Origin of the sequence: Streptomyces guryensis (genome assembly GCF_021261325.1) — a bacterium.
GTDB lineage: Bacteria > Actinomycetota > Actinomycetes > Streptomycetales > Streptomycetaceae > Streptomyces > Streptomyces guryensis.
This window is the reverse complement of record NZ_JAJSBI010000002.1, coordinates 180,280-195,561: the sequence shown is the minus strand read 5'-3', so window position 1 is coordinate 195,561 and position 15,282 is coordinate 180,280. Positions and strand designations below refer to the sequence as shown.

General features: G+C 69.3%; 15 protein-coding genes. 7 read left to right on the top strand and 8 right to left on the bottom strand.

What is annotated here, in order from left to right:
- Window positions 1–314: 314 nt before the first annotated feature.
- Together LJ657_RS04845 and LJ657_RS04840 are read left to right on the top strand one after the other, a co-directional pair.
- The gene (locus LJ657_RS04845; RefSeq protein WP_232646960.1) at window positions 315–1,178 is read left to right on the top strand and encodes a helix-turn-helix domain-containing protein; all 864 of its coding nucleotides are present in this window, start codon (window positions 315–317) and stop codon (window positions 1,176–1,178) included.
- 45 nt (window positions 1,179–1,223) lie between these two features.
- Window positions 1,224–1,661 (top strand): hypothetical protein, encoded by a 438-nt coding sequence (locus tag LJ657_RS04840; RefSeq protein ID WP_232646959.1) that lies wholly within the window; start codon window positions 1,224–1,226, stop codon window positions 1,659–1,661.
- A 268-nt stretch (window positions 1,662–1,929) separates the two neighbouring features.
- On the opposite strand, the gene LJ657_RS04835 is transcribed toward LJ657_RS04840, so the two are convergent.
- The 4 genes from LJ657_RS04835 to acnA all read right to left on the bottom strand — a co-directional run bounded on the left by LJ657_RS04835 (window position 1,930) and on the right by acnA (window position 7,116).
- Complete coding sequence (locus tag LJ657_RS04835; RefSeq protein WP_232646958.1) at window positions 1,930–2,091, bottom strand: DUF397 domain-containing protein; 162 nt, start codon at window positions 2,089–2,091, stop codon at window positions 1,930–1,932.
- Window positions 2,092–2,436: 345 nt separating this feature from the next.
- Window positions 2,437–3,924, bottom strand: coding sequence for a sensor histidine kinase (locus LJ657_RS04830; protein ID WP_232646957.1), 1,488 nt, complete (start codon window positions 3,922–3,924; stop codon window positions 2,437–2,439).
- Window positions 3,921–4,256 carry a response regulator gene (locus LJ657_RS04825; RefSeq protein WP_372487803.1) on the bottom strand — a complete coding sequence of 112 codons (336 nt, stop codon included), beginning with the start codon at window positions 4,254–4,256 and terminating at the stop codon, window positions 3,921–3,923. Before LJ657_RS04825 ends, LJ657_RS04830 begins: the two co-directional genes overlap by 4 nt.
- 145 nt (window positions 4,257–4,401) lie before the next feature.
- Entirely contained in the window at window positions 4,402–7,116 is a 2,715-nt protein-coding gene (gene acnA, locus LJ657_RS04820; protein WP_308117007.1) for an aconitate hydratase AcnA, read from the bottom strand.
- A 448-nt stretch (window positions 7,117–7,564) separates the two neighbouring features.
- Here acnA and LJ657_RS04815 point away from each other — a divergent pair, with 448 nt between their 5' ends.
- On the top strand, window positions 7,565–9,094 hold the full coding sequence (locus LJ657_RS04815) for a helix-turn-helix domain-containing protein (protein WP_232646955.1): 1,530 nt from the start codon (window positions 7,565–7,567) through the stop codon (window positions 9,092–9,094).
- Between the two features lie 245 nt (window positions 9,095–9,339).
- Here LJ657_RS04815 and LJ657_RS04810 read toward each other — a convergent pair whose 3' ends face one another.
- Window positions 9,340–9,513, bottom strand: coding sequence for a hypothetical protein (locus tag LJ657_RS04810; protein ID WP_232646954.1), 174 nt, complete (start codon window positions 9,511–9,513; stop codon window positions 9,340–9,342).
- Between the two features lie 204 nt (window positions 9,514–9,717).
- Here LJ657_RS04810 and LJ657_RS04805 point away from each other — a divergent pair, with 204 nt between their 5' ends.
- From LJ657_RS04805 to LJ657_RS04790, 4 genes are read left to right on the top strand one after another with little or no spacing between them, the layout of a single operon-like run.
- Window positions 9,718–10,689, top strand: coding sequence for an ABC transporter ATP-binding protein (locus LJ657_RS04805; protein ID WP_232646953.1), 972 nt, complete (start codon window positions 9,718–9,720; stop codon window positions 10,687–10,689).
- Entirely contained in the window at window positions 10,686–11,432 is a 747-nt protein-coding gene (locus LJ657_RS04800) for an ABC transporter permease (protein WP_232646952.1), read from the top strand. The genes LJ657_RS04805 and LJ657_RS04800 overlap by 4 nt, the downstream gene beginning before the upstream one ends.
- Before the next feature lie 29 nt (window positions 11,433–11,461).
- Window positions 11,462–12,574 (top strand): sensor histidine kinase, encoded by a 1,113-nt coding sequence (locus tag LJ657_RS04795; protein WP_232646951.1) that lies wholly within the window; start codon window positions 11,462–11,464, stop codon window positions 12,572–12,574.
- Window positions 12,571–13,173 (top strand): response regulator transcription factor, encoded by a 603-nt coding sequence (locus LJ657_RS04790; RefSeq protein ID WP_232646950.1) that lies wholly within the window; start codon window positions 12,571–12,573, stop codon window positions 13,171–13,173. Before LJ657_RS04795 ends, LJ657_RS04790 begins: the two co-directional genes overlap by 4 nt.
- 10 nt (window positions 13,174–13,183) lie before the next feature.
- On the opposite strand, the gene LJ657_RS04785 is transcribed toward LJ657_RS04790, so the two are convergent.
- The 3 genes from LJ657_RS04785 to LJ657_RS04775 all read right to left on the bottom strand — a co-directional run bounded on the left by LJ657_RS04785 (window position 13,184) and on the right by LJ657_RS04775 (window position 15,261).
- Entirely contained in the window at window positions 13,184–13,348 is a 165-nt protein-coding gene (locus tag LJ657_RS04785) for a hypothetical protein (RefSeq protein WP_232646949.1), read from the bottom strand.
- 78 nt (window positions 13,349–13,426) lie between these two features.
- Complete coding sequence (locus tag LJ657_RS04780; protein WP_232646948.1) at window positions 13,427–14,284, bottom strand: ABC transporter permease; 858 nt, start codon at window positions 14,282–14,284, stop codon at window positions 13,427–13,429.
- Window positions 14,281–15,261, bottom strand: coding sequence for an ABC transporter ATP-binding protein (locus tag LJ657_RS04775; protein WP_232646947.1), 981 nt, complete (start codon window positions 15,259–15,261; stop codon window positions 14,281–14,283). The genes LJ657_RS04780 and LJ657_RS04775 overlap by 4 nt, the downstream gene beginning before the upstream one ends.
- Between the last annotated feature and the right edge of the window lie 21 nt (window positions 15,262–15,282).

Below are 15,282 nucleotides of genomic sequence, written 5' to 3'. Positions count from 1 at the left end.
GCCTTTTCGTGCGCCGTTCTGAATTTCGCGCGCCGCCCGCGCTCCCTGCTTCCACAACTCGGAACCATGTCCGGCAACTTCGGAGAAAGTACGACCGGCCCTGCGTTGTTTCAGCGATGGGAAGGGTGACAGGAACGCTGATCACAGTGGTTTCGTGGGGTCGTCCACGCCCCATGACCGCCCCGGCGCGTTCATGCCAATGTCTATCAGCTCTATTCTCTTTGGCCGATGCATAATGATGGGATCGAAGAGCTAGGAACTTTCTGTGCATGGCCGCTCAGGTTCAGGGTACGTGCACCGTCTAAGGAGCGGCGATGACACCCCCCGTGGACCCCAGCCTCAACCGGCGAAAGCTACGCCTTGCCCTGCGGCAGGCGCGTGAGCGTGCCCGGATGAGTCAGCGTGAGGCCGCCGAGCGGGTGGAGTGGTCGCAGTCGAAACTCATTCGCGTGGAGACCGGCACGGTCAGTGTGTCCGTCAGCGATCTACGGGCCCTGATGGCTTTGTACGACATCACCGACTCCGCCACCAGGCACGAACTCGAGGATGCAGCCCGGGGCAGCAAGGGGCCCAGCTGGTGGTCCAGGTATCACGACGTCGCCACGCCCCAGTTCGCCCAGTACCTGGGATATGAGAGCGCCGCAACGTCTCTGCACACCTATCACCCCATCGTCGTCCCCGGCCACCTCCAGACACGCGGTTACGCGGAGGCGCTCCTCGCCCCTCGCGGTCTGAGTCCCGAACGGGCGCGCCGGGTCGTGGATTTGAGGCTGGAACGGCAGGAGAGGATGTTCGACGCCTCCGCCGCCGGCCCCGTGACCACCTTTGTCCTGGACGAGGCCGCGCTACGACGCCAGATCGGAGGTGAGGAAGTGCTTGCCGAGCAGCTCCAGCAGCTGCTCGACTTCAGCGAACGCGACAAAGTCACGATCCGGGTACTGCCTTTCAAGGCCGGAGCACATTTCAGCACCCTCGGCAGCTTCGTCCTGTTGGGCTTCTCCGACGACGACGATCTGCTGTATTTGGAGCACGCCGCAGGAAGCATGACCGGCGGCGAAGACCTGGAACTGCTGGCCCGTTACCAGGAGTGCTTTCAAACGATCACGGATCTGGCACTCGGCGCCACCGAGTCTCTCGACCTGATCGATCACATCAAGCAAGACCTCGCTGGCCGCTAGTTCTGCGGCACCGACGGCTGGTGGTGAGCCAGGGGGAGGACCGACGTGGTCTTCAGGTCGATATGGCAGGGCCTGCGACAGCCGTGGGCCCGCAGCGAAGAACCCGGTACCGAAGCGACCGGGCTGTCCGACGTGGAACTGAAAGCGCAGGCCATCCAGGACGAGAAGCAGTCGCAGAACCTCATAGCCATAGAGAAGGCCCGGGGCTCGATGAAGCTGAGGTTGGTGCTCGCCCTCGGCGGCCTGGGGCTGATCGCCCTGATCGTGCTGGTCGTGGCGTTGGTGGTCACCGTCCGGGCGGCCGCTCACCTCAAGCTTCCCTGGCACCCGATAGCCACCGTCGTCTGCACGCTGCTGGGCTCGTCAGGTGTCAGCGGCCTGGTGGGCTGGCGGGTGAGGAAGAGGATCCTGACGCGCCCTCAGGCCGCCGCTCAGTCGGAGAATCCCCAGGCAGGCGATCCGGACCAGGTGGGGACGACATAGTGGTGATCCCCGCCCGCCACACTCCCGTGCCGACGGCCACGGACAGTGCCACGACCACCCACAGGATCCGTTTGGCGAGCACGTTCTCGACGAGGAGTGACGCGAGGGCAGCGGCCACAGTCGCCGCCGCGCCGGCGCTGAGCGCGTAAGTGACGGCCCCGCCCACCACCGCGGACCGTTTCCGTGTCCTCTTACCCGAATGCTGCACCGCTGATGCCCCGGCACCCATAGAGGCCCCCTACCTACTGCCGATGGCTGGTCAATGACGTCACGGGCCCTCTAACTCCCCCTGCATCACCGCATGGACGAACTCCGTCCAAGCAGCGGCGGCGAAGCACAGGTGTGAGGGTCCGGGCCTTTTGGAGTCGCGCGCGAGCACTCGGTCCTCCCCCACGGCGACCTCCACGCACTCGGTCTCATTGCCACACATGCTGCTCCTGCGCCACAAGGGTTGCCCCTTATGCACCACCTCAGCCCTCCTGCCCCCCGATGCGCCCGGGCAGTGCCCGTCCATGTTAGTGGACGGTTGTGCACCACCGCAGGCAAGTACCCCCAAACGTCAGGCCGGGAACCACACGCGGCAGCCGAATGACTACACACGGCTACTGATACTCAGCGTAGAGGAGCCGCATCTCCGCAGCCATACCCGATCCGGTCCATATGCCGTACGCCATTGCGAGCGACACAGCCCACGCCGAGCAGCCCACTACGTTCGCATTCCCAACCTGCGTCCGGGGCAACCGCCTTGTCCTTCATTTGGCTCAAGTCGCGTCGTTCACTGGCGGTTTGAGGCCAGCAGAATGCCCGCGTCCGCCTCGTAGGTGGTCGGCAGCTCGACGGTGAACTCCGTGCGCCCCGGGCGGCTGTTCACATCGATCCGTCCGCCGTGCGCTTGGACGATCGCCGCCGCGATGGCCAGACCGAGCCCCGACCCGCCCGCCGTCCCCGGTGCGCGTGAGCGGGACGTGTCGGCGCGGGTGAAGCGCTCGAAGACCTTCGGGAGCAGGTCCGGGGAGATGCCGGGGCCGTTGTCCCGTACCCGGACGACGCACCGCTGTGGCGTCGCCTCCACCTCCGCGACCACCGTGGTGCCCGCGGGTGTGTGCACACGGGCGTTGGCCAGCAGGTTGGCCAACGCCTGCTGGAGGCGGGCCGCGTCGCCGGTGACCAGGGGCGGGGTCTCGGTGAGGGAGAGGGCGAGTTGCCAGTCGTGGCCGCTGCCTGCCGCCCGTGCGGCCCAGAGGGCCTCGGCGACCACGGCCGCGAGGTCGACCTCGGCGGACTGGAGGGGCCGGCCCTCGTCCAGGCGGGCGAGCAGCAGCAAGTCCTCCACCAGGCCTGTCATACGGGCCGACTCCGCCGAGACGCGGCGCCATGCCAGTACCGGCTCGATGCGGTCCGTGCCGCGGTTCATCAGTTCCGCGTAGCCCGCGATGGATGCGAGGGGGGTGCGCAGTTCGTGGCTCGCGTCGGCCAGGAAGCGGCGCATCCGTTCCTCGCTGCGCCGGCGTTCGGCGAGGGAGGACTCGACGTGGTCGATCATCCGGTTGAGGGCGGCGCCGACCTGGCCGACCTCGCCGGCGGGGTCGGTGTCCCGGGCCGGGACGCGGGTGAGGCCGGTGACCTCGCCGCGGCCGAGCGGGGAGCGGGAGACCTCGACCGCAGTGGCGGCGACCCGGCCGAGGGGGCTCAGCTGACGTCGTATGACCACTGCGCAGACGATGCCCGCGACGGCGAGGCCGGTGGCCGCGACGACCGCCTCCGTCTCGACCAGTCCGTCGATCATGTGCTGTACGTCGTCCATGGGAAGTCCGGCGAGAACGCGGACCCCGTCCGAGTCGAGCCCGGCGACCCGGTAGGCGCCGAGGCCGGGAACGGTGACCGTGTGCTTGGAGCCGTTGGGTGCGATGCCCTTCAGGGCGGTGCGCTGGGCGGCGGTCAGGTTCTGCGGCGGGGCGTCCTGGCTGACGATCGCCGCCGAGAGGACCCTGCCGTGGCCGTCGAGGCGGGCGGCGATCATGCCGACGGGGTGACCGTTCTCGGTGAGGAAGGAGAGGTTGGCCTCGTCGTCCCGGTGCAGCGCGGCCCCGCCCATGCTGCGCTCGACGGCGTTGGTGACACGGCCGTCCAACTCGCCCATGAGGGAGGAGCGTTGGACCACGGCCGTGGTGAACGTCATCGCCGCGCACACGACGACGAGGGTGGCGCCGACGAAGAGCAGCAGTCGGGCGCGCAGCGAGCGGGCGACCGGGCGGGCGGTCATCTGCCGTTCTCCGTCGGCGTGATGGTGTGGAGACCGTCGGTGCGGTGTTCCACGGCGTCGCGGGCGGTGAGCATGAGGGCGGGGAGTTTCGGGTTCTCGTAGCGGAGCCGGCGCAGGACCTGGATGCCGTCGAGGTCGGGCAGCATCCCGTCGAGCACCACGGCGTGCGGGGCGCAGCCGTGGGCGATTCGCCGTGCGCTGCGGCCGTCGGCGGCTGGGCGGGGCCGCCGGACCGCCGCGGTGGCGGCGGCGGACGGCGCTTCGGTGACCGGGGGCTCGTCGACGATGAGGACGCGGGCCCGGCCGGTTCGGGACGCGGAGGTGCCTGACATGTCTTGATACTGTCCCGGTCCGCTGAGGGAATCCTGTGTTCCACCTGAGGGTGGGCGATGACCTGGGATTTCCCGGCCCGGACACGGCGAGGGCCGCATCCCCGGCGTACCGGGGATGCGGCCCTCGACTGCCTTGCCGCGCCGCTTACTTGCGGATCAGGTTGCGCAGCACGTACTGCATGATGCCGCCGTTGCGGTAGTAGTCGGCCTCACCGGGGGTGTCGATGCGGACGACCGCGTCGAACTCGACGCCCGTGTCGGTGCTGACCTTGACCGTGCGCGGCGTGGTGCCGTTGTTCAGCTCCTCGACGCCGGTGAAGGAGAAGGTCTCCTCGCCGGTGAGGCCGAGGGACTCGGCGCTCTGGCCCTCCGGGAACTGCAGCGGGAGGACGCCCATGCCGATGAGGTTCGAGCGGTGGATGCGCTCGTACGACTCGGTGATGACGGCCTTGACGCCCAGGAGCGCGGTGCCCTTGGCGGCCCAGTCGCGGGACGAGCCGGAGCCGTACTCCTTGCCGCCCAGGATGACGAGCGGGATGCCCTGCTCGATGTAGTTGCGCGAGGCGTCGTAGATGAACGACACCGGGCCGTCGGCCTGGGTGAAGTCGCGGGTGTAGCCGCCCTCGGTGCCCGGCGCGAGCTGGTTGCGCAGGCGGATGTTGGCGAACGTGCCGCGGATCATGACCTCGTGGTTGCCGCGGCGGGAGCCGTAGCTGTTGAAGTCGCGGCGCTCGACGCCGTGCTCCGTGAGGTACTTGCCGGCCGGGGTGTCGGCCTTGATGGCACCGGCGGGCGAGATGTGGTCCGTCGTCACCGAGTCGCCGAGCTTGGCGAGGACGCGGGCGCCGGCGATGTCGGAGACGGGGGCCGGCTCGTGCTGCATGCCCTCGAAGTACGGGGGCTTGCGGACGTAGGTCGACTCCGCGTCCCACTCGAAGGTGTTGCCGGTCGGGATCGGCAGCGCCTGCCACTGGGCGTCGCCCGCGAAGACGTCCTGGTAGGACTTGTTGAACATGTCCTCGCCGATGGCGTTCGCCACGACGTCGTTGACCTCGGCCTCGGAGGGCCAGATGTCCTTCAGGAAGACCGCGTTGCCGTCCTGGTCGGTGCCCAGGGCGTCACGGGTGATGTCCACCTTCATGGAGCCCGCGATGGCGTACGCGACGACCAGCGGCGGGGAGGCCAGGTAGTTCATCTTGACGTCGGGGTTGATACGGCCCTCGAAGTTCCGGTTGCCGGAGAGGACCGAGGTGACCGCGAGGTCGTGGTCGTTGACGGCCTTGGAGACCTCCTCCGGCAGCGGGCCGGAGTTGCCGATGCAGGTGGTGCAGCCGTAGCCGACGAGGTTGAAGCCGACCTTGTCGAGGTACGGCGTCAGACCGGCCTTGTCGAAGTAGTCGGTGACGACCTTCGAACCCGGGGCGAGGGTGGTCTTGACCCACGGCTTGCGGGTCAGGCCCTTCTCCACGGCCTTCTTCGCGACGAGCGCGGCGGCGACCATGACGTACGGGTTGGAGGTGTTGGTGCAGGAGGTGATGGCCGCGACGGTGACCGCGCCGTGGTCGATCTCGTACGTCGAACCGTCGGGGGCGGTGACCGTGACCGGGTTGGTCGGGACGCCGTTGGTGGCGGCCGGGGCGTCGGAGGCCGGGAAGGACTCCTTGCCCGCCTCGTCGTCGTCGGCGACGTAGTTGCGGACGTCGCTCTTGAACTGCTCGGCGGCGTTCGCCAGGACGATGCGGTCCTGCGGGCGCTTCGGGCCGGCGATGGAGGGGACGACCGTGGACAGGTCCAGCTCGAGCTTCTCGGAGAAGTCCGGCTCGGCCTTCGGGTCCAGCCAGAGGCCCTGCTCCTTGGCGTACGCCTCGACGAGCGCGACCTGCTGGTCGGAGCGGCCGGTCAGGCGCAGGTAGTTCAGGGTCTCGTCGTCGATCGGGAAGATCGCGGCGGTGGAGCCGAACTCCGGCGACATGTTGCCGATGGTGGCGCGGTTGGCGAGGGAGGTGGCGGCCACGCCTTCGCCGTAGAACTCGACGAACTTGCCGACGACGCCGTGCTTGCGCAGCATCTCGGTGATGGTCAGCACGAGGTCGGTGGCGGTGGTGCCGGGCGTGAGCTCACCGGTGAGCTTGAAGCCGACGACACGCGGGATGAGCATCGAGACCGGCTGGCCGAGCATCGCGGCCTCGGCCTCGATGCCGCCGACGCCCCAGCCGAGGACGCCGAGGCCGTTGACCATGGTGGTGTGCGAGTCGGTGCCGACCAGGGTGTCGGGGTACGCCTGGCCGTTACGGACCATGACCGTACGCGCCAGGTGCTCGATGTTGACCTGGTGGACGATGCCGGTGCCGGGCGGGACGACCTTGAACTCGTCGAAGGCGGTCTGGCCCCAGCGCAGGAACTGGTAGCGCTCCTTGTTGCGGCCGTACTCCAGCTCGACGTTCTGCTTGAAGGCGTCGTTCGTGCCGAACTTGTCGGCGATGACGGAGTGGTCGATGACCAGCTCGGCCGGGGCCAGCGGGTTGATCTTCGCCGGGTCGCCGCCGAGCTCCTTGACGGCCTCACGCATGGTGGCGAGGTCGACGACACAGGGGACGCCGGTGAAGTCCTGCATGATCACGCGGGCGGGCGTGAACTGGATCTCCTGGCTGGGCTGCGCCTGGGAGTCCCAGCCGCCGAGGGCGCGGATGTGGTCGGCGGTGATGTTCGCGCCGTCCTCCGTGCGGAGCAGGTTCTCCAGCAGGACCTTGAGGCTGTACGGCAGTCGGGCCGAGCCCTCCACCTTGTCCAGCCGGAAGATCTCGTACGACTCGTCGCCCACCTGCAGCGTGCTGCGGGCGTCGAAGCTGTTCGCCGACACGACAGTCTCCTTCATTGATGTGCGCGTACTCACCACGATCCTGCCGCCACGGCATCTCGGCCGATCCGCTAAGGTAAGGCTAAGTTAGGTACGCCTTACCGAGGGTGGCGACTGTGGTGCTCCTCGGCAGATATCTCGATGTCGAGATAACTCTAGTACATGGGGCCGGAATGGTCATGCCCGACCTCCTCACAACCGGGCCCCGCCGACTCCGCCAGCCGCGCTCGCGCGACCGGGTCCGCCAGGCGATTATCCAGCGAAAAGGGACATTTGGCGCGACCGTCCATCACCAGGCCAGGCCTGGGCGCTCGACCCGCCGCGGGGAAGTCCGTCCGACGCGAAGGGAGGCATCCGCCCACCGGCCTCCCATGAGGCGACGTTGACGGCCCGTCACCCGAATGACCCCTCTTCACGTGCCTCATCTCATATCTGAGATAGCCTCAACCCCATGGCAGACGACTACCTCGTACGCATCGGCAAGCTCATCCGTGATGCCCGGCAACATCGGGGCTGGACACAGGCCCAGCTCGCGGAGGCACTGGGCACCAGCCAGAGTGCCGTCAACCGCATCGAGCGCGGCAACCAGAACATCAGCCTTGAGATGATCGCTCGAATCGGTGAAGCCCTGGAGAGCGAAATCGTCTCGTTGGGCTATGCGGGGCCGATGCATCTGCGGGTGGTCGGCGGCCGTCGGCTGTCCGGCGCCATCGACGTCAAGACGAGCAAGAACGCGTGTGTCGCGCTGCTGTGCGCGTCCCTGCTCAACAAGGGCCGCACGGTGCTGCGCCGGGTGGCGCGGATCGAGGAGGTCTACCGGCTCCTGGAGGTGCTGGGCTCCATCGGCGTCCGCACACGCTGGGTCAACGACGGTGTCGACCTGGAGATCGTGCCGCCCGCCGAGCTGGACATGGCGGCGATCGACGCCGACGCCGCCGTCCGGACGCGCTCCATCATCATGTTCTTCGGGCCGCTGCTGCACCGTATGGACCACTTCAAGCTGCCGTACGCGGGCGGCTGCGACCTGGGCACCCGGACCATCGAGCCGCACATGATCGCGCTGCGCCGGTTCGGCCTGGACATCACCGCCACCGAGGGGCAGTACCACGCCCTGGTGGACCGGACGGCGCGGCCCGACCGGCCGATCGTGCTGACCGAGCGCGGGGACACCGTCACCGAGAACGCGCTGCTGGCCGCCGCCCGCCACGACGGTGTCAGCATCATCCGCAACGCGTCCTCCAACTACATGGTCCAGGACCTGTGCTTCTTCCTGGAGGCGCTGGGCGTCAAGGTCGAGGGCATCGGTACGACCACCCTCACCGTGCACGGCGTTCCGCAGATCGACGTCGACGTCGACTACTCCCCCTCCGAGGACCCGGTCGAGGCGATGAGCCTGCTGGCCGCGGCGGTGGTGACGGAGTCGGAGCTGACGGTGCGTCGCGTGCCCATCGAGTTCCTGGAGATCGAGCTCGCGGTCCTGGAGGAGATGGGCCTGGACCACGACCGCACCCCCGAGTACCCCGCCGACAACGGCCGCACCCGGCTGGTGGACCTCACCGTGCGGCCCTCCAAGCTGGAGGCGCCGATCGACAAGATCCACCCGATGCCGTTCCCCGGCCTGAACATCGACAACGTCCCCTTCTTCGCGGCCATCGCCGCCGTCGCACAGGGCAAGACGCTGATCCACGACTGGGTCTACGACAACCGCGCGATCTACCTGACGGACCTGAACCGCCTCGGCGGCCGCCTCCAACTCCTCGACCCGCACCGGGTGCTGGTCGAGGGCCCGACCCGCTGGCGCGCCGCCGAGATGATGTGCCCACCCGCACTGCGGCCCGCCGTGGTCGTCCTGCTGGCGATGATGGGAGCCGACGGCACGTCCGTGCTGCGGAACGTGTACGTCATCAACCGGGGTTACGAGGATCTGGCGGAGCGGCTGAACTCGGTGGGGGCGCAGATCGAGATCTTCCGGGACATTTGATGTGACGATGTCGCCGCACCCCGTCTGACCTGCTACTTAGCGGGGCAGGATGGAGTGCGGCGGCATCTGTGGGACTTCTCTGGGACTTTGGGCCTGCGGCGGGCTACGGGCCGCGCTCGACGGCCCCTGTCGGCTGACCGCGGCTACGCGAAGATCGCGTCGATGGCGGCGCTTCCCCGTGCGCCGGCTCGCGGCAGGAAGTGGGAGTACTTCCGCAGCGTGAACCCCGGGTCGGAGTGCCCTGGTCAGCGTGCCAGGGAGACGATCGATTCGCCGGCCTCCAACTCCTCGGAGGCGAAGAAGTGACGCAGGGCGTGGAAGCCGTGCTCCCGGGACGGCTCCCACACACGAGCACCGTCGGCGCTACCTTCCTCCAGCGGTGCGATCACGCCCGCCGTGGCCGGCGCGGGCTTCCACACGCAGGAAGAGCCGGGGCTGTGTGCCCGCCGGGTTCCGGGCGGCATCGTGGGGCACTTGCCGGTTCACGCGCCCGCGCTATAGTGCCGAAACCCCCGATCACTCTCCCGAGGACCCCCGGGTGAGCAGGGGTTGACTTTTGTCATCTCGCGCTCGTGACAGGGCGGCACTGCCGAGCCCGGTCACCGGACGGGAGTCTGGTGACCATGGCAACGACACAGGCGGTGCTGACGGCCGAAGGGCTGCGGTACCGGTACGGAGAGACCGTCGCACTCGCAGGCGTGGACCTGCGGGTCGACCCGGGAGAGTGCGTCGCGCTGCTCGGACCCAACGGGGCCGGGAAGTCCACACTGGTGGCGCTCGCGGTCGGACTGCTCGCGCCGCAGCAGGGGACCGTGCGGATCCTGGGCGGTGATCCGCTCCGCGCGACGACCCGTCGGCGGCTGGGCGTGGCGCAGCAGACCCTGGGATTCCCGAACACGCTGACCGTGGGCGAGCTCGTGAGCGGTGCCGCCGTCCGCGGCGGGCTGCGGGCGACCGCGGCTGTGCCGGTCCTGGAGGAACTCGGGCTGACCGATCTGGCGCGCAGGCGGGTGGCGAAGCTGTCCGGCGGTCAGAAGCAACGCGTGCAGTTGGCGATGGCACTGGTCACCGAGCCGGCGCTGCTGGTGCTGGACGAACCGACGGTCGGCCTGGACACCCAGGCCCGGCGGCACTTCTGGGAGATCCTGGCGCGGCGCCGGGCACAGGGCACCGCCGTGCTGGTGACCACGCACCTGATCGAGGAGTCGGCCGCGGTCGCGGACCGTGTGGTGGTGCTCGACCACGGTCGGGTACTTGCGGACGGGTCGCCGCAGGAGCTGGTGTCCCGCCTGCCGGACCGGACCGTGACCGTCCGGACCACCCTCGACCAGGACGGACTGGAGCGCCTGCCGGGTGTGCTCCGGCTCGGGCGGGAGCACGGTCTGGTGACGATCCAGACGCGTTCGCCGGAGGACCTGCTGCGCGTGCTGCTGGACCGGGACCCGCAGGTGTCGGAACTGCGGGTACGGGACGCCGGTCTGGAGGAGGCCGTGGTCGCACTGACCGACGGCGGGGAGGCGGTCGGACCTTCCCCGTCCGCGCCGTCGCGGGCTCGTGGAACCTCAGGACGCACTCACGAAGGCAGTACGGCATGAACATGATGATGGGACGGGTCTTCCGCGCCGAACTGCGGGACGAACTCCGGTCGATCGTGCGGGAACCCACCTCGTTGTTCTTCGGCGTCCTCATGCCGGTCGGGATCTTCGTGCTGTTCAACCTGCTGTACGGGCACGATGCCGTGCAGGGCCTGTCGGCCGGTACGGCGATGGTGGCCACGTTCGGCACCTACGGGGTGATCACTGTGGCCTCGCTGCAGCCGGGGATCGGGGTCGCACAGGACAGGGACCTGGGCTGGCTGCGCATGAAGCGGGTGTCCGCCGTACCGATCTGGATCAGCCTCACCGCCAAGGCCACCGCCGCGCTCCTGTACGGCGTGGGCGTGCTGGTGCTGATGGGGGCGGCGGCCGCGGCCTTCGGCACGCTCCACGCCTCGCCCTGGGCGCTGTTGCGGGTGGCGCTGGTGCTGCTGCTGGGCAGTGTCCCGTTCACGCTGTTCAGCGTGGCGGTCGGTTTCCGGTTCCGCACGGGCGCGGCGAGCGCGCTGCTCAATGCGGTGCTCTTCCCGCTGGCGGTGCTGTCCGGGCTGTGGATGCCGATCCGGTTGCTGCCCTCGGTCGTCCGGGACATCGCCGAGTTCCTGCCCACGTACCACCTCGCCCAGCTCGGGCTCGCCCAGCTGGGTCAGGGCACCTCCCTGCTCCACGTGCTCGCCTTGGTGGTCACCACGGTTGTGGCGGCCGGTGTGGCGGCGGCGTCCTACCGGCACGCGCGGATCTGAGGCGGGTCCGGCATGGGCAGGACGTGGACATGAGCGGCTTCGACGGTGCTGCCGGGTCCGTGGCCGAGCGGCTGCGGACCTGGGAGTGGATCTACCTCGGCTACCTGGTGTTCCTGCCGGCGCAGCCGTACTTCTCCCCGGATCCCGCGTGGTGGGAGTGGCCGCTGGCGATCGGGGTGTGCGCGGTCACGGTCCTGCTGTACGCGGTCGCACTGCTGCGGAACCGGTCCACGTGGGGCGTCTGGGCGTCGGTGGTCCCGATGGCCGTGCTCGGCGCGCTGACCACGCCGTTCAACGCCGCCGCCAGCGTGCTGTTCATCTATGCCGCGGCCGCCGCGGGCAACTCGCTGCCGTGGCGGGTCGCGCGGCGCTGGTTCGCCGGCCTGACCGTGCTGGACTGCGCCACGGCACTGCTGTCACAGGTACCGGTGTCCTACCGGCTGCTGGGTTTCGGTTCGGCGCTCGTCATGATCTGGGTGATCGGGCTGCTCGAACTCAGGCAGCGCGACCGGAGGCAGGAGCTGGAGAACCAGCGGCTCCGTAACGACCAGGTCGAACTGCTCGCGACCCTGGCGGAACGCGAACGCATCGCGCGTGACCTCCACGACCTGCTCGGGCATTCGCTGACCGCGGTGGTGATGCGCGCGCAGCTGACCAAGGAGCTGGTGGTCGCCGATCCCGAACGGGCGCGCGCCGAGTCCGAGGAGATCGAGCGCAACGCACGGGAGGCGCTGGCCGCGGTGCGCAGCACGGTCACCGGCTGGCGGCGGACCAGCGTCCGGGCGGAGCTGGAGGTGGCACGGCGTACGCTGGCCGGGACCGGGGTGACGTTGCGGGTGAACGTCGACGGCGAGCCGGGCCTGGTCGCGGCGACCGAGCACGAGCTGGGGCTGGCGCTGCGCGAGGCGGTGACGAACGTGGCCCGGCACGCGCGGGCCTCCAGCTGCCGCATCGGACTGGATACGGACGGGGAACGGGTGCGCTTGGTGATCGCGGACGACGGGATCGGCGGCGACGCCCCGGAGGGCACCGGGCTGACCGGGCTCCGGGAGCGGATCACGAAACTCGGGGGCTCGGTGCAGCGCTCCGGCTCGGCCGGCACGACGCTGGTCATCACGGTGCCGGTGGAGGCGGCCGGATGATCCGGGTGGTGCTGGCCGAGGACCAGGGCATGGTGCTGGGCGCGTTCGCGTCCCTGCTGGACCTGCAGGCGGACATCACGGTGGTGGCGACCGCGACCGACGGCGACGGCGCGCTGGCCGCGGTGCGCGAGCACCGGCCGGATGTGCTGGTGACCGACATCGAGATGCCCGGCCGTACGGGTCTCGACCTGGCCGTGGAGCTGAACCGCCTGGGTGACCCCACCCGGGTGCTGATCGTGACCACGTTCGCGCGCAGTGGCTACCTGCGGCGCGCGGTCGACGCAGGGGTGTCCGGGTATGTGCTCAAGGACGCGCCGATCGGTGAACTGGCAGCGGCCCTGCGCCGGGTGCACGCGGGCGAGCGGGTGGTCTCACCGGAGCTGGCGGTGGCCGCGTGGGACGCGGCCGATCCGTTGACGGAGCGGGAACGTGAGCTGCTGCGCGCGGTCGCGGAGGGGGCGGGCAACGCAGAGATCGCGGCGCGCCTGTGCCTTGCCGAGGGGACCGTCCGCAACTACCTCTCCAGTGCCATGGCCAAGCTGGGCGCGCGCAACCGGACCGAGGCGGCCCGGGTGGCGCGGACCCGCGGCTGGCTCTGAAGACTGCCCGTCAATCGCGGTCCCGGTTACGGCCGTTGGTGAGCGCGTAGAGGGTTCCGAGCAGTATTCCGCCCACCACACAGACACCGACCCCCATCGTGGAGCTGATCATGAAGCCGCTGACGACGAGGGCCGCGAAGACCATCGGTGCGGCGGTCCTGAGGTTCCTGTTCATCTGTCGTACTCCTTCTTGCTCTTCTTCTCGAACTCTTCTTCTCGGACTCTTCTTCTCGGACTTCTTCTTGAGGTCGTCTCAGCCGAGCGCCCGGGACATGAATCCCCTGATGCCGATCACCGCGGTGACCGCCATGGCGAACAGCAGCACCAGTGCGTCCGTCCACAGCGGGATCGACGACGGAGGACCGGGCAGTGCCGCGGCTCGCAGTCCTTCGCTCACGTACGTCAGCGGGTTGATCGCGGAGATCACCTGGAACCACCTCAGGTGACCGAGGGACGACCAGGGGTACTGGACGGACCCCGTGAACGTCAGCGGGGCCATGACGAGCGAGAAGGTGACACCGATGCGGTCCGGCGACACGATCGTGCCCAGTGTGAGGCCGAGGCCGGCACCGGTCGCCGAGCCGAGCAGCAGGATCAGCAGCGCGCCCGGCCAGGCAGTGAGCGGCCAGCCGGCGCCGCCCAGCACGAGGAACCCGACCGGCGCCATGACCAGCCCGGCGAACAGGCCGCACAGTGTTCCGAACACCATCTTGGCGACGGCGACGAGCTCTCCCGGCAGCGGTGCGAGCAGCCTGTCCTCGATCTCGCCGGACCACGAGAAGTCCATGATCAGCGGCATCGCGGTGTTCTCCAGGGAGACCAGCAGCGCGTTGAGCGCCATGACGCCGGGCAGCAGGGTCGCGCCGAAGTCACCCCTGGTGTAGCCGGCCTCGCCGAGCACCTTGCCGAAGACGAAGAACAGCAACAGCGGCTGGACGATCACCTGCAGCAGGAACGCGGTCGGCCGACGGGTGGTGGTGTACACATCACGCCACAGCACCGCCAGGAAGGTCCGCGTCACGGAACCGACATCGCCACGCGGTCGCCGGCCGGCGGCCTCGGCGGACCGGGCGGCCTCGACGGCCTCGGCGCCTTCGCTCACGGTGGTCACCGCAGTTCCCTTCCGGTCAGACTGATGAACACGTCTTGGAGGCTCGGCCGGGCGATCGACAGATCGACCAGCTCGACCCCGCGGTCGACGATGGTGCGCAGCACGTCCGGCAGCAGGACCGACGGGTCCTTCTCGGTCCGCACCCGGAAGTACTGGCTGTCGTCGGTCCCGGACCCGCTCGGCGCGTCGTGCTCGACGGTGCCGGAGCCGGGCAGATCCGTCAGCGCGGCGAGGATCTCGGCGCTCGGCACCTGCGCACCGCGTACCTGTGCGTTGATCGTGGTGCCGCCCTGGAGTGCCCCGGTCAGCGCGCTCGGCGTGTCCAGCGCGAGGAGCCTGCCGTGGTCGACGATGCCGATGCGGTCGGACAGGCTCTCGGCCTCGTCCATGTCGTGGGTGGTGAGCACCACGGTGACGCCCCGGTCGCGCAGTTCGCGGATGCGTTCGTGCAGGAACAGCCGTGACTGGGGATCCAGGCCGGTCGACGGCTCGTCGAGGAACAGCACTTCGGGCGCGTGCATCAGGGCCCGCGCGATGACGACCCGCTGCGCCTGGCCGCCGGAGAGCCGCTCGACCCGTTGGCCGGCCTGCTCGGTGAGCCCCATCAGGTCGAGCAACTCCTCGGCGCGGCTGGTCCGTTCGTCCTTGCCGACGCCGTGGTAGCGCGCGTGGAAGAGCAGGTTCTGCCGTACGCCGAGGGAGCGGTCCAGGTTCTGGCGTTGCGGTACGACGGCGAGCAGTCGCTTCGCCGCGGCCGGCCGGGCCACCACGTCCGTGCCGAAGACCAGGCACCGGCCGGACGTCGGCCGTATCCGGGTGGTCAGCACACCGACGGTGGTGGACTTGCCGGCCCCGTTCGGGCCGAGCAGGCCGAAGACCTCGCCCCGGTCGACCGTGAAGCTCAGACCGTCCACGGCGGCCGGTGCGTGCGGGTGGTAGTGCTTGACGAGTTCGCTGACGGAGACGGCGTGGGTCACGGGTTCGTCCTTCCTCGGGTT

Coding starts and splice junctions, on each gene's coding strand:
- LJ657_RS04845 (WP_232646960.1), top strand. CDS start 315: ATGACACCCCCCGTGGACCCCAGCCTCAACCGGCGAAAGCTACGCCTT.
- LJ657_RS04800 (WP_232646952.1), top strand. CDS start 10,686: ATGAACATGATGATGGGACGGGTCTTCCGCGCCGAACTGCGGGACGAA.
- LJ657_RS04825 (WP_372487803.1), bottom strand. CDS start 4,256: ATGTCAGGCACCTCCGCGTCCCGAACCGGCCGGGCCCGCGTCCTCATC.
- LJ657_RS04790 (WP_232646950.1), top strand. CDS start 12,571: ATGATCCGGGTGGTGCTGGCCGAGGACCAGGGCATGGTGCTGGGCGCG.
- LJ657_RS04815 (WP_232646955.1), top strand. CDS start 7,565: ATGGCAGACGACTACCTCGTACGCATCGGCAAGCTCATCCGTGATGCC.
- LJ657_RS04835 (WP_232646958.1), bottom strand. CDS start 2,091: ATGTGTGGCAATGAGACCGAGTGCGTGGAGGTCGCCGTGGGGGAGGAC.
- LJ657_RS04805 (WP_232646953.1), top strand. CDS start 9,718: ATGGCAACGACACAGGCGGTGCTGACGGCCGAAGGGCTGCGGTACCGG.
- LJ657_RS04795 (WP_232646951.1), top strand. CDS start 11,462: ATGAGCGGCTTCGACGGTGCTGCCGGGTCCGTGGCCGAGCGGCTGCGG.
- LJ657_RS04785 (WP_232646949.1), bottom strand. CDS start 13,348: ATGAACAGGAACCTCAGGACCGCCGCACCGATGGTCTTCGCGGCCCTC.
- LJ657_RS04830 (WP_232646957.1), bottom strand. CDS start 3,924: ATGACCGCCCGCCCGGTCGCCCGCTCGCTGCGCGCCCGACTGCTGCTC.